This is a genomic window from Hymenobacter nivis (assembly GCF_006439025.1).
Classification (GTDB): domain Bacteria; phylum Bacteroidota; class Bacteroidia; order Cytophagales; family Hymenobacteraceae; genus Hymenobacter; species Hymenobacter nivis_A.
Genome location: NZ_RCYZ01000003.1, coordinates 212,882 through 232,281, shown reverse-complemented (window position 1 = coordinate 232,281; position 19,400 = coordinate 212,882). Strand labels below are relative to the sequence as shown.

Here is a 19,400-nt window from a genome sequence, read left to right as displayed (position 1 = left end):
CAGGGCCCCGTGCGGCGCGGGCGGGCGTATTTTTGGGCGTTCTTTTCAGCGTTTGCTATGTCTCAAAAAACTGTGCTCATCACCGGGGGCACCTCCGGCATTGGTCGGGCCTGCGCCCTGGCCTTCGGCCGCGCCGGCTACGCCGTGGCCGTGACTGGCCGCGACGCGGCCCGCCTCGCCGACACCGCCGGGGCCCTGGCCGCCGCCGGCATCGCCCACCTCACCGTGCAGGCCGACGTGGGCGATGCCGCCGCCGCCGCCCGCGCCGTGGTCGACACCGTGGCCCGCTTCGGGGGGCTCGACGTGCTCATCAACAACGCCGGCCTGAGCATGCGCGCCAAGTTTGCCGATGTGGACGTGAAGGTGCTGGAGCAGCTCATGCAAACCAACTTCTTCGGCACCGTGTACACCACCAAGGCCGCCCTGCCGCACCTGCTGGCCCGCAAGGGCACGGTGGTGGGCATCAGCAGCATCGCCGGCTACCGGGGGCTGCCGGGGCGCACGGGCTACTCGGCCTCCAAGTTTGCCATGAATGGCTTCCTCGAAGCCCTGCGCACCGAGCTGCTGCCCGCGGGCGTGAACGTGCTCACGGCCGCCCCGGGCTTCACGGCCTCCAACATCCGCCACGCGGCCCTGGTGGCCAACGGCCAGCCCCAAAACGAAACCCCCCGCGACGAGGGCCAGATGATGAGCAGCGAGGAAGTGGCCGCCCATCTGCTGCGCGCCGTGGCCCAGCGCCGCCGCACCATGGTGCTCACCGGAGAAGGAAAATTGGTGGTCTTTCTAAACAAGTGGCTGCCAGGCCTGATGGATAAGATGGTGCTAAATAACTTCCGTAAAGAAGAAGGCGACTTTTAAGGCCCCAGGGCCGCTGCATTTCCCTAACGCATAGAACGGCCGGGGCCCTAGGGCCCCGGCCGTTCGGCGTTTCACGGGGCCGCGCTACTCGATAACGAAGGTGTCGGCTTCGCGCACGTAGGCCACGCGGTCCTGCCAGCGCACGCGTAGCCAAATGTCTTCGTGGCCCAGCACCAGCAGGCGGTCGCCGGCCGCGGCGGTGCTCAGCCAGGCCGCGCCCGCGCCCGGCCCGGCCATCAGCACCGCGCCCGGGCGGGCCACCAGGCCCACCGGGGCCGGAGCCAGGGCCAGCAGGTAGGCCCCCGCCACCCCCAGGTAGCCCGCGTAGCCGAGCCAGGCGGCCGGGCGGGTGCGCCGCCAGCGCCACCCCAGCCCCACGGCCCCCAGCACGGCCCCGGCCAGCAGCAGCTGCAGGCCGGGGTAGTAGTAGCGCTGGGCGCGCACGCGCAGTTCCTGCTGCCAGGTGGTGGGGTAGCCCACCAGGCGGTGCCGGGCGGCCAGCGCGGCCTGCTGCCGCCAGGTATCGAGGCGGGGCTGGCGGGCCTGTGCCAAGCCCAGGTATAGCAGCGCGGCCGGGTAGTGGCCCAGCTGCTGCTGGGCGTAGGCCAGCTGCAGCAGCGCCCGCGCCGAGGCCCGCTGCTGCCCCCACACTTGCCGCCGCAGCAGGGCCGTGGCCGCCGCGTACTGGCGCGCCGCCAGCAGCGAATCGACGCCAAGTGGGGCCCCGGCAGTAGCCGCCGCGGTTGCCGGCAAATTTTTTTTCAAGCCGCCGTCAGCACCCAATCCCCAGAAAGGCAGCGCCATAAACCCTAGCAATAGGGCCCCAGCAAAGTGCCAAGGCACTTTTTTTTGCGTTGGTGTTGCGTAGCCCAAAAGGTTGCTGTACTTTTGTACCCACAAAGAAGGAAACGCCTTACTTGTTTCCTCCAAAACGATTCTGTAGCTCAGCTGGTAGAGCAGTACACTTTTAATGTACGGGTCCTGGGTTCGAATCCCAGCGGGATCACCAAAAGCCCCTGTCGGTAACGGCAGGGGCTTTTTTGCGTCCGTATTTGCCGGGGTGCGGTAGGAGAAAGAAAGGGCCAGGAAGTTGGAAAGCATCGTCGGAAAATAGGATAGGGCGGGGGTAGTGGGCCGCGGCGTGGGGCCGCCCGGCGCGCACCGCAGGCAGGCGCCGGGGCCCCGTGCCGGTGGGGCCCCAGCGCAACTGCTGTGCAAAGAAAGTGGGGTTTCGCCCGGGTGCCCGCAAGGCCGGCCCTGGCCGCTGGCCCCCGCCGCCCAAAGTAGCGCGCCAATGCGCTCTAAAGTCAGCAGTGAGGCACTGCTCCGGATTAAATTATATTTCGGAGACAAGTTATTTTCTTTGCCGTGTTACATTTTTGTTTACATTTGGGACGACACATACGATTGCACTGCGTGGTGTTGGACATATCCTGTTTATTCTAAATTAAAGTCACCCTTATGAAGAAGTTCACGCTTTCGCACCTGATGCTGGTAATGGGAATGGGTATTTTTATCGTTAACATGGTGTTAAACCACTTTTTTGACGTGCCCACGGTGATAAACTACTTCTTCCGCGGCAGTGCTTTGGTCACAATGGCTTTTGGATTTTTGAATTTTCGCTTGGTTACCGCTGAGTAACGGCTGCGCAATAAATAGAATTAGATAAATTATATATTCGCAGTGTCCCGCAGTGCCGATGGCGCTGGGTGGTTGCTAAAAGGCCCGGCACCCGCCGGCCCCACTGGGGCCGGCGGGTGCCGGGCCTTTTAGCAACCAAAAATGGGGTTTCAGCTTCCTCCTGGGGCGCCGGTGGGGTAGTAAAGGGTTAGCGGCTGCGTACGTCGCGGCGCTGCACATCGGCCTTGGGACGGTCCACGGTGGCGGCGGTGCCGTCGCGCAGCACCACAGGGCGGGCGGTGAGGTTGTTGGGGGCCCCGGTGCCGACGAAGTGGCCGATTCGCACGTTTTTGAAGTGGTTGACTTCGACGCCGTTGGTGAGAAAAGTGGCCCGGGGTTTTGTCCAGTCCAGCTTAAAATCGGTGAGGATAAGCCCGTGCACGTGCTCGGCCAGGAAGGCGGGGATGTCGCGGGCAAACAGACTGGTTGGGGCCCCCAGGGCCCCGCGCAGGTCCACGTTGCCGCCGGCCACGTCGTTGAGCGGGCTATCGACGAACTCCAGCTTCAGGTTGTTGAAGGTGATGTCTTGCAGCGGGCTCTCGGCGCTGCCGTAGAGCAAGATGCCGTTTTCGGCCCGGCAGCTGACGTTGGTGAAGGTGACGTTGCGGATGTGGCCCAGCCGCACGTTTTCCTTGCCCCGCACGGCCGAGATGTGGATGGGTTCGCCGTTGCCCCACCAGTCGCCGGTGCGCAGCTTGGTTTCGATGCGGATGTTGGTGAACGTCAGGTTTTCCAACGAGCCTTCGTCGCGCAGGAAAATGCCGATGCCGCGCGTCGAGTTGGTGATGTTGCAGTTGCTCACGTTGACGTTGCGCACCACGTTCTGGTCCAGGAACCCGATGCGGATGCCGCTGGAATACGACTGCAGGTTGCAGTTGCTGACGTTGATGTTCTCGCAGGCGTGGCGCACGCCCGTGAAGCCCGGCAACTCGAAGTGGTGGTCGTAGCCGGTGATGGCCAGCGCGTCGTCGCCGGCTCGGATGTCGCAGTTCTCAATGGTCACGTTGCGGCTGCTGGTCACGTCGATGCCGTCGGCGTTGGGTACCAAGAAATTGGTCCACAGGCGGATGCCGTCCACGTTCACGGCGTCGCAATCGGCAAAGTGCAGCGTCCAGAACGGCGAATTGAGCAGCGACACATCGGCGACGCGCACGTTCACGCACTGCGAAAAGATGACCATCTGCCGGGGCCGGTCCTTGGGCACCACGGGCCCGTCGCCGATGTCTTCGCCCGCGGGCAAGCGGCGGAAGTTGCCGCGCTGGCGGGTGTAGCGCGTGGCGGCGGTGTCGAGCTTTTTGGCTTGGTCAAAGTCGTAAAACACGCCGTTGTTGCCGTCGATGGTGCCGTGCCCGGTGAGGGCCACGTTGGCGGCGTTGGCCGTGTAGAGGATGCCGTAGCGGTTGCGCCCGTACCCCGGCAGGGTGTAGGCGAGGTAGTCGTCCAGGTTGGCGCTGCCCCGGAGCACTGCCCCGCTGCCCAAGTGCAGGTTCACGTTGGTTTTCAGCGCAATCGTGCCCACGATGTATGTGCCGGCCGGTACTTCCACGGTGCCGCCCCCGCCGCGGTTGCAAGCATCGATGGCCCGCTGGATGGCGGCCGTGACCAGGGTTTTGCCGTCGGCCAGGGCCCCGTAGTCACGCACGGAATACGTTTGGGCCAGGGCCCCGGCGGCCGGCAGCAACAGCAACGACAGGGCAAGCAATAAGCAGGACACGGCGGGTGGGTTGAGAAAGGCGGACGCGCGGCCGGAGCGTGGGCCGGTTAGCTCCAGTCGAAGGCCGTGGTTTTGCCGTCGAGCCGCCACTGGGTGGGGCATAGCGCGGTGAGCCAGTCGAGGGGCTCGCCCACCGGCTGCGGGCGCGCCGCCTGGGCGAAAGCGGCTTTTAGGGCTTCTTTTTGGGCGGCGCCGATGGCTTCCGGCTGCGCCGACACGAACAACGGGGCCCCGCTGCCGGCCAGCAAGCGCAGCCATTTCTCGTTGCGTTCCCACGCCACCTTGGGTGTGATGCCCACGCAGTCGCCATCGACGGCAAAAAATTGGTTGTGCTGCACCAGCCGGAAGCCCAGCGTGTTGACGCCCATTTTGCGGGTGCGGTCCCATTCCTGGCCGCTGGTGTCGTCGCCGGTGCGGCTCAACTCGAACAGGCCCGCTGCGAGGTGGCCCACGGTGTTGCAGCCGATGATGTACAGGGGCCCCGCCGCGTCGCGGATGGCCTGGTACAGGGCCAGCACAATCTCGGCCGTGGTGCGGGTGTCGTCGTGGAAGCGCCAGCCGGCGGGCGTGAGGCGGTCTTTCATGTCGAAGCCCCAGCGGCCCAGCAGGTCGTAGGTGCTGAAGTCGTGCTTCACCATGTCGTAGCCCCACGCTTGGTAGGTGGCAAAATTACGTTGGATGCCGGCCAGGTTCTCGGGGATGGTGGGGTCGAGCACGGGCCTTTTGGGGTCGTTGCGGCCCGGAATGCGGGGCAGTAGCCGGTTGGCTGGCGTGGTGTGGCTGGCGCAGAGCGGGCGCATCCACAGCCCCGGCCGCATGCCCAGCTGCCGGATGTCGTTGCCCAACTTGCTCATGTCGGGGAACTTGGCGTTGGGCCGCGAGAAGTCGTCGTTCCATGAGCCATCGTTGGGCAGCTCGGGGGCGTAGGCCGCCCAGCCCGCGTCGATAACCGAAAATGGCCGGTTGTCGCCGGCTGGCATCAAGTCGGCCAGCAGCCGGGTGTGCTGCAAAATGAGGTCGGCCGAGTTGTTGCCGTAAGCAAAGTACCAGTCGTTGATGCCGTACACGGGCTGGCGCGGCAGCCGCGGGGCCGGGCTCATCAGGCCGCAGAAGCGATGGGCCGCGGCGAAGGCGCTTTCGCCGGGCCGGCCGGTGGTGGCCAGCACCGCGGCGGCGGCCAACGTGCGGGCCCCCAGCCGCACGCCCACCCCGCCGCTCTCGGTGTCGAGCGTCAGCTGTAGCTGGCCGCCGCCCACCTGCCAGTAGCACATGGCGCGGGCCCCCGTGCGCACCCCAAAGCAAGCCGTGCGGCCGGTGCGCGGGTCGTGCTGCACCAGGTACCAGGGCAGCTTGCGGGCCAGGGCAGGTGGCTGAAACTGCACGTCGCCGTAGGTGCGTTCCCAGGCGTCGCCGAGCACGGTGGCCGCGGCTGGTACGGCGTAGCGCCAGTGCAGCTGCACGGCGTGCAGGGGCAGGGTGGGCGACTGCACTGCCACCGCCAGGCCCCCGCCGGCCTGGGGCGTGAGGCGCACCGTCACGTCGCGGTGGGTCCAGGTGCGGAGGCCGTCGGACGCCACCAGGGCCTGCGCCTCCGGGCCGGGGCCGAGCCGCACGAGCACGCGGGTGGGCAATTCCACGGTTTCGGCGGGGCCCGCCGGGGCCCCCATGGCGGCCTGCGTTACTAAACTTCCTAGCGCCAAGCCGGAAATTTGAAGAAAATTCCTTCTATCCATGGCGCCAAATATCTAGGAAAACAATTGAAGTTCAGGCGCTGCGGCGCAGGATTTCGAGGCAAGCGCGGCCGTTGTGGTACGGGCACTTCCAGAGGCCAGCCTTGTCCTGGCCCGCCATTCGGGCGTGGTCGGCTTCCACGCCCCACACCCATTCGCCGTGCTGCTGGTCGAGGATGTGGGCCTGGGCGAATTGCCACACGCCGTCGAAGTAGTTCATAAACTGCGGGTTGCCGGTGAGCTGGTAGGCGTTCAGAAAACCCACAAGGGCCTCGGCTTGCACCCACCAGTGCTTTTCGCGCACCAGGTGGCCGGGCTCCAGCTCGTAGCTGAGGCCCCCGTCGGCGTCGAGGCCCTCGGCGGCGGCCGCGGCCATGGGGTCCGCCAGGTGCCGGAGGCGGGCCACGAGGGCGTCGTCGCGCAGCACCTCGGCGGCTTCGAGCAGCAGCCAGGCGGCCTCAATGTCGTGGCCGTAGGAAACGACTTCGGACTTTGACGCCCAATTTTCGTCGAAAAACAGCTGCAAGTGGTGCGTGCCGTGGTCGATAATATACGTGTCGAACACGCCCAGCAGGGCCCTGATTTGCTGGGCCAGGCCGGCGTCGGGCCACGCGCGGTACAGGTTGGCGTAGGCCTCCAGCACGTGCAGGTGGGTGTTCATGGTCTTCTTCTCGTTGGCATCCTTGGCGCTCAGGCGCAGGTCGGCCAGCGGCTGCCAGTCGCGCGCGAATGCCTCCAGGTAGCCGCCCCGGGCCGCGTCGAAGCTGTGGGCTTCGATGGCGCGGTACTGGGCCTGGGCCAGCGCCAGGGCCCCCGCGTCGCCGCTGGCGCGGTAGTACTCGGCCAGGCCGTAGACGGTGAAGGCCAGCGCGTACACCTGCTTTTTGGTGTCGAGCGGGGCCCCTTGGGCATCCACAGTCCAGTACACGCCGCCAAATTCTTCGTCCACGAAGTGCTGGCGGATGTAGTCGTAGGCGCGGCGGGCCAGGGCGAGGCGCGCGGGATCGGGCGCGTGGTTGCAGGCGGCTGCGAACGTCCACAGGATGCGGGCGTTGAGCACCGCGCCCTTGGGGGCCCCCGGCACCACGGCGTCGTCGGCGTCGAGGCGGCCGTAGAAGCCGCCGGTGGGGTCCACGGCGCGGGTGGCCCAGTAGGAGAGGATGCGGTCAAGTTCGCGCTGAAAATCGGCGGCTTGGTACATGCGGCTACAATAAGCATCGCCCGCTGCGGGCGCCCCCAAAAGCGGGAGCGGCCGCAGCGGGCGACGGGTACGACAAAGGTTACAGGCTCTTGGCCACCACGTGGGCCACGGCGTGGGCGGCCACGTCGGAGCCGCCCAGAAAGGTCTCGTTGCGGTCCACCAGCGCGTTGATGGCCTGCACCGACGTGGCCGAGCGTAGGCCGTCTTCGGGGGTGTTCACCACGTAGTCGAGCAGCTGCGCCAGGGTGGTGGTGGCCACGTGCAGGCGCGTGTCGGAGGAGGCGTAGTAGATGAACACGCGGCCGTCGGGCTCGGCAATCCAGCCGTTGCCGAAAGCCACGTTCGACACATCGCCCACCCGCTCGTCGCCCTCCGGAGCCAGGAAATAACCAGCCGGCTTGTGGGTAATCTTCGTCAAATCGTGCAAGTCCGTCATGAACACGTACAGTACGTAGCGCAGGCCAGCAGCGGTGTTGCGCACGCCGTGGGCCAGGTGCAGCCAGCCCTGCTCGGTTTTGATGGGGGCGGGCCCCAGGCCGTTTTTCAGCTCCGAAATGGTGTGGTACTGCTTTTTGTCCACGATGACCTCCTGCATGACCGTGGCGTTTTCGATGGACGGCGACAGGCCGAAGCCGATGCCGCCGCCCGAACCGGCCTCAATGAAGCCGTCCTGCGGGCGGGTGTAAAACGCGTACTGGCCGTCCACGAACTCGGGGTGCAGCACCACGTTGCGCTGCTGGGCCGAGTTGGTGGTGAGGTCGGCCAGGCGCTCCCAGGCCACGAGGTCCTTGGTGCGGGCGATGCCGCACTTGGCCAGCGCGGCCGATTGGTCGGCGTCGGAGGCGGCGGGGTCGCGGCGCTCGGTGCAAAACAGGCCGTACACCCAGCCGTCTTCGTGGGCCACTAGGCGCATGTCGTACACGTTGGTGTCGGGCTCGGCGGTTTCGGGCATGGTGATGGGGCGGTCCCAGAACTGGAAGTTGTCCACGCCGTTGGGGCTTTCGGCCACGGCGAAGTACGACTTGCGGTCGTTGCCCTCCACGCGGGCCACCACCACGTACTTGTCGTGCCACTTCAGGGCCCCCGCGTTCAGCGTGGCGTTCACGCCGATGCGCTCCATCAGGAAGGGGTTGGTGGCCGGGTTCAGGTCGTACTTCCAGGCCAGCGGGGCGTGGGCGGCCGTGAGCACGGGGTGGGCGTAGCGGTCAAAAATGCCGTTGCCGGCCTCCTCGCGGGGGTTGGCGCGGTGCACGAGCTGGTCGTGGTGGGCTTGCAGCTGCTGCAGGCGGCGGTTGAATACAGGGGAGGCCATGGAAAAAAATGCTGGGGCCCCGGCGCGGCCGGGAGTTAATGGGATAGTACAAAAGCGGGGGAGAGGCGCACCGGGCAAAAAAGGCCGCCGGACGGCGCCACGCGCCAGCGGCCCGCAAAGGCTAGTCGTCGCTGAGGCGCTCCCACCAGGTTTTTTTCAGGATGAGGCCCACCACCACCAGGATGGCGATTGTGATGGCCAGCGGCACGTGCTGGCTCAGCAGCAGGTACATGGGCAGGATGGTGAGGCAGAGCTGGGCCACGATGCCGAGCACAATGTTGAACATGTTGCGCCCGAAGTTGGGGTTGGGCCGGAAGCCGGGGTCCTGGGCCTGCACCTGGGCCAGCACGGGGCCCCAGAAGCCCCAGGGCCGCACCGTTTTGTAGAACGAGTGGAGCACCGCGGCCTCGGTGGGCGGCGACATATAGGTGCCCACGATGGAGCCCGTGAGCGAAATGCCGAACAGCAGCGGGAACCAGTACAGCAGGTTGGCGGCCGGGATGAGGGCCCCGAACACCAGCGCCGCCACGATGCCCGCGAGCATGCCCACGAAAAATCCCGTGGCATTAAAGCGCCACCAGTGCCACTTCAGCACGTTGGAGGCGATGTAGCCGCCGTAGAGCGCCGACACGATGAACTGGAGCACCGTGTTCACGTCTTTGGCGATGAAGCCCAGGGCCACGCCCACGGCCACCACCACCACGCCCACCAGGTAGTTCATCGAAATGATGCGGCCGGTGGGGGCCTGGGGGTTCACGTACTTGAGGTAAATGTCGTTCACGATGTAGGCCTGGGCCGCGTTCACGGTGCCGCTGAACGTGCCCATGAAGGCCCCCAGCAGGCCCGTGAGCACCAGGCCCACCAGCCCGGCGGGCAAAAAGTTGTTGATGGTGAGCGGCAGAATGCGCTCGAAGTCGATGGTCCCGTCGGGGGCCTTCAGGTTCATCTGGTGGTAATAGAGCAGGCCCAGGATGGTGAGGCCGATGATGAGCGAGTAGCGAATCGGCAGCAGGATGATGGACACGAAGCCGCTCATCTTGCTGGCGTCTTCGGGCGAGCGGGTGCTCAGGATTTTCTGCATGTCGTAGTTCGGCGCGGGGCCCGCCAGCGAGGCAAACACGCCCTTGAAGGCCATCATCATGAAGAAGATGCCGAACAGCGAGTAGCCGTCGCTGGCAATCTTGCTGTTCACTTCCGGGATGAGCTTCGACCAATCGAGCCCCAGCCGCCAGCCGAAGAAGGGGTTGAACCAGCCGTTGGGCACGGCCAACTGCTTGCCCTGCAGGTTGGTGTAGGCAATGACGGCAATGGCCACGCAGGCCACCGTCATGATGGCGTACTTAATCATGTCGCCGAGCACGATGCTGTGCATGCCCCCCACGATGGCGTAGAACATGGCAAAGAGCGTGAACACGATGCCGTACACGTGCGGCACGTACTGTGGGGCCACGGCGAAGGGCACGTACCCTTTCACTAGCTCCCAGGGGATGAAAATCTCGACGAATTTGCCCAGCCCCACGAAGCCGTAGGCCAGGAAGCCCAGGCAGCTGAGCAGGGCAAAGGCGATGACCACCTGGTGCGAGGCCAGCACGCCGGGGCCCTTGGTGCCGAAGCGCGTGGCCAGCCACTCGGCCCCGGTGCTGGCGCCCGAGCGGCGCAGCCAGCGCGAGAGGTACATCATCAGAAACACCTGGTTGAACACCGGCCAGAGCCACGGAATCCAGATGCTTTTCATGCCGTAGGCGAAGCACAGGCTCACCATCCACATCGTGCCGCTGATGTCGAACATGTCGGAGGCGTCGCTCAGGCCCAGCTTGTACCAGGGCAGCGTGCGGCCGCCCAGCATGTAGCTGTCCTTGTTTTCGCGCGCCTTTTTGCTGTAGTACACGCCGATGAACACCGTCGTCAGCAAATACGCCGCGATGATCAGGAGGTCAATTAAATGTAATTTCATCAGGGAAATGGTAAGCCGGCGGCCAAGGGTTATTGGCTGGGGGCTTGTTGAAAAAGCCGTTCCGCAGGGCGCGCGGAACGGCTTAAAAGAACGGGCTAAATCGGCTTGGTGTAGAGGCGCAGGGGCCCCAGGCGGTTGGCGAAAAGGGTGCGCTTGTCCTGAAAGAACTGCTTGAAATCGGCGGCGCTGGCCTGGCCGGGGTGGGCGGTGAAGAAGTGCACCGGGTCGCCGTTGCGCCAGGTGAGGGCGTACGACACGGGGTATTGCTTGAGCAGCGGGAGCAGGGTTTTCGTCCACCAGGCGGGGTCGGGCACGCCGTCGTAGCCCACTTCGGTGACGGCCGGCAGCTTGCCGTGGGCCTTGCTGATGCGCGTGAGCAGGGCCAGCTTGCGGGCCATGCCGGGCTGGAACTTGGCCACGTCCTTGCCGTTCACGTAATCGTCAAAGCCCAGCACGTCGGCGTAGGCGTCGCCGGGGTAGCGCTCCAGGTAGTCGGCCTCGTCGGCAAAGTCCGACGCCGAGTAGGCAATAATCAGGTTGTGCAACTGCTTCTGGTTGTGCAGGTAGTCCACCGTGAAGCGCCACAGCGCCGTGAACTCGGCTGGGGTGCACTCCTTTTTGCCCCACCAAAACCACGAGCCCGTGTGCTCGTGAAACGGCCGGAAGATGACCGGGATGGCCTCGCCCTGGGGTCCCTTCAGGCTGCCCAAAAAGGTGGCCACCCGGTCGAGGTAGGCCACGTACTTGGCGTGGTCGGGGCCCCCGGGCAGAATGAACGGCACGGTGCGGGCCGTGTCCCAGGCGGTTTTGCCGTTGTGCGGGTTGTCCAGGTGCCAGCTGATGGTGTTGACGGCCCCCATTGCATAAGCCTGCTGCACGTAGCTGCGGATTTTGGCAAACGGCACGGCGTCGAGGTTGCGGGCGCTATCCAGCTCCAGGTGGCCCAGCTCCCAGCCAAACACGGCCGGGTAAGCGCCGGCGGTGCTTTTCACATCGGAGCGGTTGGCGTCGCCCTTCCACATCTTGGCGTCCTGGGTGATGCCGTAGGCTAGGTCGTCCTGGTGGCCGTACATCACGCCGCGGGGCAGCAGGCGGTGCAAGTTGGCCAGCAGCAGCTTGGTGGCGGGCGTGGCGGCCGGGTCGGCGATGGGCGCCGGGGCTTGCGCCTGGGCCCCCAGGGCCAGCGCGGCGGCCGCGACGGCCAGCGCAAAAGTGCGGAACAGCTTCATGGGCGGTGGATTAGCGAAGGGTTAGCGGAGCGTTTTGGTGTACTGGTCAATCACGGCCCAAGTCGATTGGTCGGCGTCGAACACCGAGTTCAGGCCCTGCTCTTCGCCGCCGGGGTCGCCCATGTAGGCGTCGCCGGGCTTCCAGAACACCTGGCCCGACACCGGCCGCGCCGCCCCGCCAAAGGCCCAGAAGTTGTAGCCCGCAATCACGCGGCTGGCCGGCGTGTTGCCCTTGGCCATGCCAAACAGGGCCCCGTAGTACTGGTCGCGCAGGGCGGTGGGGGCCCCCAGGGTGAACACCTGGCCGTCGCGCGGCAGGCCAAACTCTTCCACCACCAGCGGCTTGCGCAGCCGGGCGGCCACGGCCACGTGCTGGTCCACGTAGGCCTTGGTGCGGGCCAGCACCGCCGGGAAGCCCTGGGCGGTGGCCGTGTCGCGGAACCAGCCCCAGTTTTTAGGCCAGATGTGGATGGTGAGGTAGTCGATGTGCGGGTCGGCGTGCAGGCGCTCGAATACGCCTTGGTCGCCGTCGTAGGCCATCACGCCCTCGCTGCCGGTGGTCAGCAAATGGTTCGGGTCGATGGACTTTACCAGGGCCGCCGTCTGCCGCATCCAGGCCTCGAAGGCGGGGTTGGCGGCGGGCAGCATGGGCCGCGGCTCGTTGATGATTTCCCAGGCCATGATGGCCGGGTCGGCGGTGTAGCGCTGGCCGGTCAGGCTGTTGGTGCGGGCCAGCACGTAGCGGATGTAGGTGGCCACGGCGTCTTGGCACGGCGCGCAGCCGTAGAACTGCGCGATGTAGGCGCGGTACTTGTCCCAAGTATAGCCGGGGTTTTTGGGCAGGGGCTGGCCGGTGTAGTTGTTCCACTCCAGGTACTGGCCCAGGCCGCCGCTCCACTCCCAGGTGTTGGTGAAGTGCAGCACGGCCTTCATTTGGCGCTTGCCCAACTCGGCCAGCAGGTAGTCGAGCCCGGCCATGATGTTCTCGTCAAACTGCCCCTGCGTGGGCTGCAGCGGCTGCAGCACCCGGTACTGGTAGCCGCTGCTCAGGCCCTCGGCGCCCACCATCACCCGCAGGTTGGCCACGCCGTGCTGCTTGAGGAAGTCCAGCTCCTGGGCCAGGCGGGCCTTTCCGGCGGGGCCCTGGGTGGCCAGCAAGCCGCCGTACCAGTAGTTGGCCCCAATGTAGCGGTAGGGCTTGCCGTCGAGGGTGAACTGCGTGCCCTTGGCTTGCACGAAGCCCGCCGGCGCCGGGGCCCCCAGGGCCCCCGTGGCCAGGGCCAGGCCCACCACTGCCGCGCCGCTCCACCGAAAAAACTTGTTCATGCAAAAACCGTGTGAGGGCCCCGGACGAGGAATGAAAACGAGGGAAAACAACGCCCAGAAATTGGCGGGCGCCAAGGAAACAAAGGTCCCGCAATCGATGAGCAATTCGTAATACTATAAGGTCATTTATTTGTATGCTATTGCAGCATCACGCTCCGCCCAAAGCCCTAATATATTCAAACAGGGCTGCTGGATAATAAAATATGTTCTTTTGCCCTGCGTGGCAAAGGATTGCGGACTGATAGAATTTTCGCCGCCGGCTGTACTTTTATTGACGCAAACTCTCCCGCCCGCCCTGCCATGAAGCCCGACATCATGCGTGAAATCACGCCGCTCACCCAAAGCGACTGCTTCACGCTATTTTCCCGCATTAAGAAGAAGTTCGACTTCCCGCTGCACTTCCACGAGGAGTACGAGTTAAATCTGATCGTAAACGCCAAGGGTGCCAAACGCATCGTGGGCGACCACATCGAGGCCATCGACGATTTGGAGCTGGTGCTGGTGGGGCCCAACCTGTACCACGCCTGGTTCACGCACAAATGCGAAACCGAGGACATCCGGGAGCTCACCATCCAGTTCCACCAGGACTTGTTTGAGGAGCGGTTTTTGCGCAAAAACCAGCTCAGCTTCATCAAAACGATGTTTGAGAAGGCGCAGCGGGGCATCCTGTTCTCGCGCGACACCATTGAGCGGCTCCAGCCCCGCATCCTGGCGCTGGGCCAGAAAAACGGGTTCGACTCGGTGCTGGAACTGCTCTCCATCTTGCACGACCTGTCCACGTCGCGCAACATGCGCACGCTCTCCGACGCCAGCTCCAACCACGAGCAACTTAACTACAACAGCCGCCGCATCGAGAAGGTGTTTGAGTACATGAACCTGCACTACAGCCGCGCCGTCACGCTCACGGAGGTGGCCAAGGTGGCCAATATGCCGGTGGCCTCGTTCAGCCGCTTCATCAAAAAGCGCATCGGCAGCACGTTCATCGACAGCCTGAACGAAATTCGCCTGGGCCACGCCACGCGCATGCTCATCGAAACCACCCACAACGTGGCCGAAGTGGCCTATAAGTGCGGCTTCAACAACATTTCCAACTTCAACCGCACCTTCAAAAAGCGCAAGGGCTGCACACCCAAGGAGTTCCGCGGCAACTTCTCGGGCACCCGCATTTTCATTTGAATAGCGGCTCAACGCGCTGTAGCGCGCACTTTGTGGTCCGCGGCTCTCGCTTCGTCCTGTCGATTATCGTTGGGCGACCGGGCAGCGCCGCGGACCACAAAGTCCGCGCTGTAGTGCGTTGAGCTTGTTCAACCGTGCGGACTCGCAACGCCCATGCTACGGGCTACTTGCGGCCCTCCGTGGTGCCCGGCCAGGTGTCGGTGCGGAAGGGCACGGCGGGCAAGCCTTCCTTGTTGTATAGGTTGCCGTTGGGGCTGTCGGCCCAGTCGTAGCGCACGGCTACGGGCGCGGGCACTTGCGCGCTCTGCACCACCACCTCGTTGCCTACCAACTTGGCCGTGGCCCAGTGAAACTGACGGTCGGCTCCGGCCACGGCGAAGCCTTGCAGCGGAGCCCCGCCCTTGGCTTGCAGGCCCGCGCCGGTTTGGGCGAATTTCAGGCGGATGGTGGGGCCCGCGACGGCCTGGCTGGCGTAGGTGGGGCCGCTGTACACCACCTGGTTATCGGCGTAGGCTGCGTGGCGGGCGGCCAGGGCCAGGCGGCGGCCCACTTCCTGCTTGTTGTGGGGGTGGATGTCGGCGGGGTTGCCGATGTCGATGGCGGTGGCCATGCCGGTGCGGGGCAGTTTTAGGGCCCCGGCCTGGGCTTCGCGCAGCTCCGCCCAGGCCGACTCGGTGGGCTGCGGCTGGGCGGGCTGGAAGTTGGCGAGTTGCACGAACAAAAACGGCAACTGGGGCCCCCAGTGGGCGCGCCAGTCGGCAATGAGCGCCGGGAACAGGGTGCGGTACTGGGCGGCGCGGCCGGCGTTGCTCTCGCCCTGGTACCAGATGACGCCCTTGAAAGCCATCGGTTCGAGTGGAGCAATCATGGCGTTGTAGAGGGCCGTGGGGGCGTTTTGGGCCCCACCGGCCACGGGCGGCTTGGGCACCAGGCCGGGGGCCACGCCCGGCTGGTACTGCCAGGGCCCCGCCAGGGCTAGCGTGCGGCCGGGCGTGGTGAGGCGCAGCGCTTCGGCGGGCCCCATCAGGCCGCCGCCGCTGCCCGTGTCCACCACGCGCACGGCCACCACGTTGCGGCCCGGGTGCACCAGGGCGGCGGGCACGCGGTAGGTGCGGGGCTGGTCGTAGCCGGTGGTGCCGCCCACCTTCACGCCGTTGAACCAGGTGCTGTCGGCGTCGTCGATGGGCCCCAGGGCCAGGGTTAGGTCGCGGCCGGCGTCGGCGGCGGTCAGCTCAATTTCCTTGCGGAACCACACCACGCCGTCGTAGTCGGCCAGGGCCGGGGCGCTTTCCCAGGCCCCGGGCACGGCCATGGTGGGCCAGGCGCGGGCGTCGAAATCGGGGCTGGCCCAGGTTTTGCCGCCGGGCAGGTAGCCCTGGTCGTGGGCGGCCAGGTTTTGAGAAAACGTGCGTTGCTGCTCTGCGAAGGCCTGCTGGTCGGCGGCGAGGTCGGTGGGGCGGCTGGCAAAGTCGGCCACCGTTTTGCCAAACTCGGGGAAGGCTTTTAAGCCCGCGGCGCTCACCCAGGCCTCGGCCGGGGTGCCGCCCCAGCTGCTCACCAGCAGGCCCATCGGCACCTGGTACTGCTGGTACAGGGCGCGCCCGAAGAAGTACGCCACCGCCGAAAACTGCGCCACCGTGGCCGGGCTGCACACCTGCCAGCCGCTGCCGGCGGCCTCGGCCTGGGGCCGGTAGGCCACTGCCTGGTTCACGGTGAACACGCGGATTTTGGGCCAGTTGGCGGCCGCAATTTCCTGGTCGGCGTTGTCGGTGGGCTGGTAGCCGCCCACGTTGCTGTCCTTCACCTTGAACTGCATGTTGGACTGCCCCGAGGCCAGCCACACGTCGCCCACCAGGATGTCCGTCAGCTCGATGCGGTTGCTGCCCTGCACCGCTAGGGCGTAGGGGCCCCCGGCGGGCGTGGCCGGCAGCGTGGCCTGCCAGCGGCCGCCCGCGCCGGGCGTGGCCGGGTAGGCCTTGCCCCGGAACGTGACGGTTACTTTTTCGCCCGGCGCGGCCCAGCCCCAGACCGGCACTGGCCGGTCGCGCTGCAATACCATGTGGCTGCCCACCAGCGCGGGCAGGCGCACGGCGGCGCGGGCGGCGGGCGCGGCCAGGCCCAGCAAAACGAAAGGAAGCAGGCGCAAACGGTGGGTGGGCATGGCGGGCGGGCTAGGGGCGAAGAGCGGGCACTAAGCCCGGGCGAAGATCGGCCAGGCAGGCAGAATAATACTGGTATTTTTTTGACCAAAACGCATAGCGGCCGGCCCCGCGCCGGGGCCCCGCCGGGGGCTTTTCGAATCGTGGTGAATACCTTGGGGCCCCATTCCTTCCCCTTTCCACGCCGCATGAAACACGCGCTTTTGCTGGCTGCCCTGCTGGCCGCCCCTGCCGCCGCCCGGGCTCAACAGGCTACGCCCCCGCCCGCCCGGGCGGCCCACAACCCCATTTTTCCCGGCTGGTACGCCGACCCCGAGGCGGCCATCTTCGGGAAGCAATACTGGATTTATCCCACTTTTTCGGCCCCCTACAACCAGCAGGTGTACCTCGATGCGTTTTCGTCGCCCGACCTGGTGCACTGGACCAAGCATCCGCACGTGCTCGACACGGCCCGCGTGAAATGGGCCCACCGCGCCATGTGGGCCCCCGCCATCGTGGAGAAGGGCGGGAAGTACTACCTGTTTTTTGGGGCCAACGACTACCACCCCGAGAAGCCCAACGAGCCGCCGGGGGGCATCGGCGTGGCCGTGGCCGACAACCCGGCCGGGCCCTTCAAAGACTACCTGGGCAAGCCGCTGGTGGGCACCGTGGAGCACGGGGCCCAGCCCATCGACCAGTTCGTGTTTAAGGACGCCGACGGGAAATACTACCTCATCTACGGCGGCTGGGGGCACTGCAACATTGCCCAGCTCAAGGCCGATTTCACGGGCTTCGTGCCCTTCGCCGACGGTACCACGTTCAAGTCCATCACGCCCCAGGGCTACGTGGAGGGCCCCGTGATGTTCCGCCGCCAGGGCAAGTACTACTTCATGTGGAGCGAAGGCGGCTGGACGGGCCCCGACTACTCGGTGGCCTACGCCGTGGGCGATTCGCCGTTCGGTCCGTTCCAGCGGGTGGGTAAAATCCTGGCCCAAGACCTCAAAGTGGGCACCGGGGCCGGCCACCACGCCGTCATCCAGGTGCCGGGAACCGACCGCTGGTACATTGCCTACCACCGCCACCCGCTCGGCGACGCCGACGGCAACCACCGCGAGGTATGCATCGACGAGATGCACTTCGACAAGGCCGGCCGCATCCTGCCCGTCAAAATCACCACCCAAGGCGTGGCCGCCCAGCCCCTGAAATAAGGCCGAACTGCCCGCCCCCTTTTGGTCACAACAGGGCCCCCGGCAGCATACGCAGCCGGGGGCCCTGTTGTGACCAAAAGGGGGCGGGCTAGGTAGTTGAGCGTAAAATAAGCAGACCGTCAAAAAGGTGGTTGTGCTGCGCCTGCCGAAGCACCTCTCCCGCGTCGTTGCTCCGATTGGAGCGCATCAAAAGGTGTGGGACAGTTGAAGTAAAAGATGCTGCGTCAATGCGTTACTTACTACGCCTGGCCGCCGAGGTAGCGGCGCACCTCCGCGGGCAGGTGGGGTAGGGCCAGCACGTCGGCCAGGCGGTCGGGGGCAATGGTGCGCGCGGTTAGTAATTGCCAGACGTCTTGAATGGTGATGGTGGTGGCCGCCGCTTCGAGCAGGGTGAATGCGTCGCCGGCCTGCACCGTGCCCGGCTTCTCAACCCGGAAATAAATGCCCGGGCGGGCGGCGCGGGCAAAGTGCGCGGCCATGCCCCCGTCGTCGAAGCGCACGTTGAGCTTGTAGCAGGGCTGCCGGGGCTGCACCGCCCGCAGCTGCGCCGTGCCCAGGCCAAAAACGTCGCCCACGCGCACCTGCGTTTCGAGCAGGCCCTCCGTGGTCAGGTTTTCACCGAACAGCCCGGGGCCCCAGTCCTGCCAGGCGGGCAGCAGCCCCCGCCACGCGGCGTAGTGGCTGGCATCGTAGGCGTACACGGCCTTGTCGGGGCCGCCGTGCACGCGCAGGTCGGCCTGCGCGTCGCCGGCTAGGTTGAACCCGGCCAGCGCCACCGGGCCAGCCACGGGCTGCTTGAAAATGGCGGTTCTGATTTCGCGGCCGTTCCAGTTAAGCAAGCGGGGCTGGCCAACGTTAATCGAGAGGAGTTGCATGGAATACAAATGCTTGTAAACGAATGAATTACTGCGCAATCAAGTGGCCGCTGGCAACCGGGCCGCGCCAACAGGGCAGCCAGCGGCCCGCCCTACCCCGCTGCCAACACGGTGGCTAAAAAGGCGCGAACGAAGCCGGCAATCTCGACCACGTGCGTTTCGAGAGCAAAGTGGCCGGTGGGCAGCAACTGCACTTGGGCCGCGGGGTTGTCGCGGCGGTAGGCCAGGGCCCCGGCGGGCAGAAAAAAAGCGTCGTTTTCGCCCCACACGGCCAGGGTAGGCGGGCGGTGGGCCCGGAAGTATTCCTGAAAGCGCGGGTACAGCGCCACGTTGGTGCGGTAGTCCAGGATGAGGTCGAGCTGCATCTCGTCGTAGCCGGGGCGTTGCAGGCCCCAGAAGTCCAGCGCCGGGGCTTCGGGCGCCACCTGCGCGGGGTCGAGCGTGCCGTGGCGGTACTGGTCCTGCACAGAATCCCAGGTGTACATGGCGCGCATCGCGGCGCGGTTTGCGGGCGTGGGTTGCTGCCAGTACGTGCGGGCCGAGTCCCATGCGGTACTCAGGCCTTCCTCGTAGGCATTGCCGTTCTGCGTGATGAGGGCCGTCACCCGCTCGGGGTGGGCCAGGGCCAGGCGCAGGCCCACCGGCGCGCCGTAGTCGAAAACGTAGAGCGCGTACTGCGCCAGCCCCAGCGCCTGCGTAAAGTGGTCGACCACCTCGGCCAAGTGGGCGAAGGTGTAGGCGAAGGCCGTGGCTGGCGGCGAGGTGGTAAAGCCAAAGCCCGGCAGGTCGGGCGCCAGCACGCGGTAGCGGTCGGCCAGCAGCGGTAGCAGCTGGCGGAACTGGTGCGACGAGGAGGGGAAGCCGTGTAGCAGCAGCAGCACGGGCGCATCGGCCGGGCCGGCTTCACGGTAAAATACGTCGAGGCCATCGACGGCAATGGTGCGGCAATAAACTGGGGGTTGCGTGTTCATCGGCAAGAAGGAAAAAAGGGGTGCAACA

The 19,400-nt window shown here is 65.9% G+C and carries 15 protein-coding genes and 1 tRNA gene; 5 read left to right on the top strand and 11 right to left on the bottom strand.

Going from position 1 to position 19,400, the window contains the following annotated elements; genetic code table 11:
* Positions 1–57 precede the first annotated feature (57 nt).
* Positions 58–858, top strand: a complete 801-nt coding sequence (locus EAH73_RS08840; protein WP_140466130.1) for an SDR family oxidoreductase — start codon at positions 58–60, stop codon at positions 856–858.
* An 84-nt stretch (positions 859–942) separates the two neighbouring features.
* Here EAH73_RS08840 and EAH73_RS08835 read toward each other — a convergent pair whose 3' ends face one another.
* Positions 943–1,623: a hypothetical protein gene (locus EAH73_RS08835; RefSeq protein WP_161599488.1), complete on the bottom strand. Its 681-nt coding sequence runs from the start codon at positions 1,621–1,623 to the stop codon at positions 943–945.
* 168 nt (positions 1,624–1,791) lie between these two features.
* Here EAH73_RS08835 and EAH73_RS08830 point away from each other — a divergent pair.
* Together EAH73_RS08830 and EAH73_RS08825 are read left to right on the top strand one after the other, a co-directional pair.
* Positions 1,792–1,867 (top strand) — tRNA-Lys (locus EAH73_RS08830).
* 452 nt (positions 1,868–2,319) lie between these two features.
* Positions 2,320–2,499 carry a hypothetical protein gene (locus EAH73_RS08825; RefSeq protein WP_140466128.1) on the top strand — a complete coding sequence of 60 codons (180 nt, stop codon included), beginning with the start codon at positions 2,320–2,322 and terminating at the stop codon, positions 2,497–2,499.
* A 187-nt stretch (positions 2,500–2,686) separates the two neighbouring features.
* Here the strand turns inward: EAH73_RS08825 and EAH73_RS08820 are convergent, their stop codons facing one another.
* The 7 genes from EAH73_RS08820 to EAH73_RS08795 form a co-directional block, all read right to left on the bottom strand.
* Positions 2,687–4,252, bottom strand: a complete 1,566-nt coding sequence (locus tag EAH73_RS08820; RefSeq protein ID WP_161599487.1) for a glycoside hydrolase family 28 protein — start codon at positions 4,250–4,252, stop codon at positions 2,687–2,689.
* Between the two features lie 47 nt (positions 4,253–4,299).
* Positions 4,300–5,952, bottom strand: a complete 1,653-nt coding sequence (locus EAH73_RS23020) for a hypothetical protein (protein ID WP_161599486.1) — start codon at positions 5,950–5,952, stop codon at positions 4,300–4,302.
* A 64-nt stretch (positions 5,953–6,016) separates the two neighbouring features.
* Positions 6,017–7,183, bottom strand: coding sequence for an AGE family epimerase/isomerase (locus EAH73_RS08815; RefSeq protein ID WP_140466126.1), 1,167 nt, complete (start codon positions 7,181–7,183; stop codon positions 6,017–6,019).
* Between the two features lie 79 nt (positions 7,184–7,262).
* Positions 7,263–8,495, bottom strand: a complete 1,233-nt coding sequence (locus EAH73_RS08810; protein ID WP_140466125.1) for a glycosidase — start codon at positions 8,493–8,495, stop codon at positions 7,263–7,265.
* A gap of 121 nt (positions 8,496–8,616) precedes the next feature.
* On the bottom strand, positions 8,617–10,449 hold the full coding sequence (locus tag EAH73_RS08805) for a sodium:solute symporter family protein (RefSeq protein ID WP_140466124.1): 1,833 nt from the start codon (positions 10,447–10,449) through the stop codon (positions 8,617–8,619).
* A gap of 95 nt (positions 10,450–10,544) precedes the next feature.
* Positions 10,545–11,678, bottom strand: coding sequence for a glycoside hydrolase family 26 protein (locus EAH73_RS08800; RefSeq protein ID WP_140466123.1), 1,134 nt, complete (start codon positions 11,676–11,678; stop codon positions 10,545–10,547).
* Positions 11,679–11,699: 21 nt separating this feature from the next.
* On the bottom strand, positions 11,700–13,004 hold the full coding sequence (locus EAH73_RS08795) for a glycoside hydrolase 5 family protein (protein WP_140466122.1): 1,305 nt from the start codon (positions 13,002–13,004) through the stop codon (positions 11,700–11,702).
* Between the two features lie 300 nt (positions 13,005–13,304).
* Between EAH73_RS08795 and EAH73_RS08790 the strand changes: the two genes are divergently transcribed.
* Positions 13,305–14,180, top strand: a complete 876-nt coding sequence (locus tag EAH73_RS08790) for a helix-turn-helix domain-containing protein (protein WP_140466121.1) — start codon at positions 13,305–13,307, stop codon at positions 14,178–14,180.
* Positions 14,181–14,343: 163 nt separating this feature from the next.
* Here EAH73_RS08790 and EAH73_RS08785 read toward each other — a convergent pair whose 3' ends face one another.
* Positions 14,344–16,341 carry a sialate O-acetylesterase gene (locus tag EAH73_RS08785; RefSeq protein WP_140466120.1) on the bottom strand — a complete coding sequence of 666 codons (1,998 nt, stop codon included), beginning with the start codon at positions 16,339–16,341 and terminating at the stop codon, positions 14,344–14,346.
* Between the two features lie 186 nt (positions 16,342–16,527).
* On the opposite strand from EAH73_RS08785, the gene EAH73_RS08780 reads away from it, so the two are divergent.
* Positions 16,528–17,526: a glycoside hydrolase family 43 protein gene (locus EAH73_RS08780; RefSeq protein ID WP_140466119.1), complete on the top strand. Its 999-nt coding sequence runs from the start codon at positions 16,528–16,530 to the stop codon at positions 17,524–17,526.
* Positions 17,527–17,765: 239 nt separating this feature from the next.
* Here the strand turns inward: EAH73_RS08780 and EAH73_RS08775 are convergent, their stop codons facing one another.
* Both EAH73_RS08775 and EAH73_RS08770 read right to left on the bottom strand, forming a co-directional pair.
* Entirely contained in the window at positions 17,766–18,401 is a 636-nt protein-coding gene (locus EAH73_RS08775; RefSeq protein WP_140466118.1) for an MOSC domain-containing protein, read from the bottom strand.
* Positions 18,402–18,493: 92 nt separating this feature from the next.
* Positions 18,494–19,372, bottom strand: coding sequence for an alpha/beta fold hydrolase (locus EAH73_RS08770; RefSeq protein ID WP_140466117.1), 879 nt, complete (start codon positions 19,370–19,372; stop codon positions 18,494–18,496).
* Positions 19,373–19,400 lie beyond the last annotated feature (28 nt).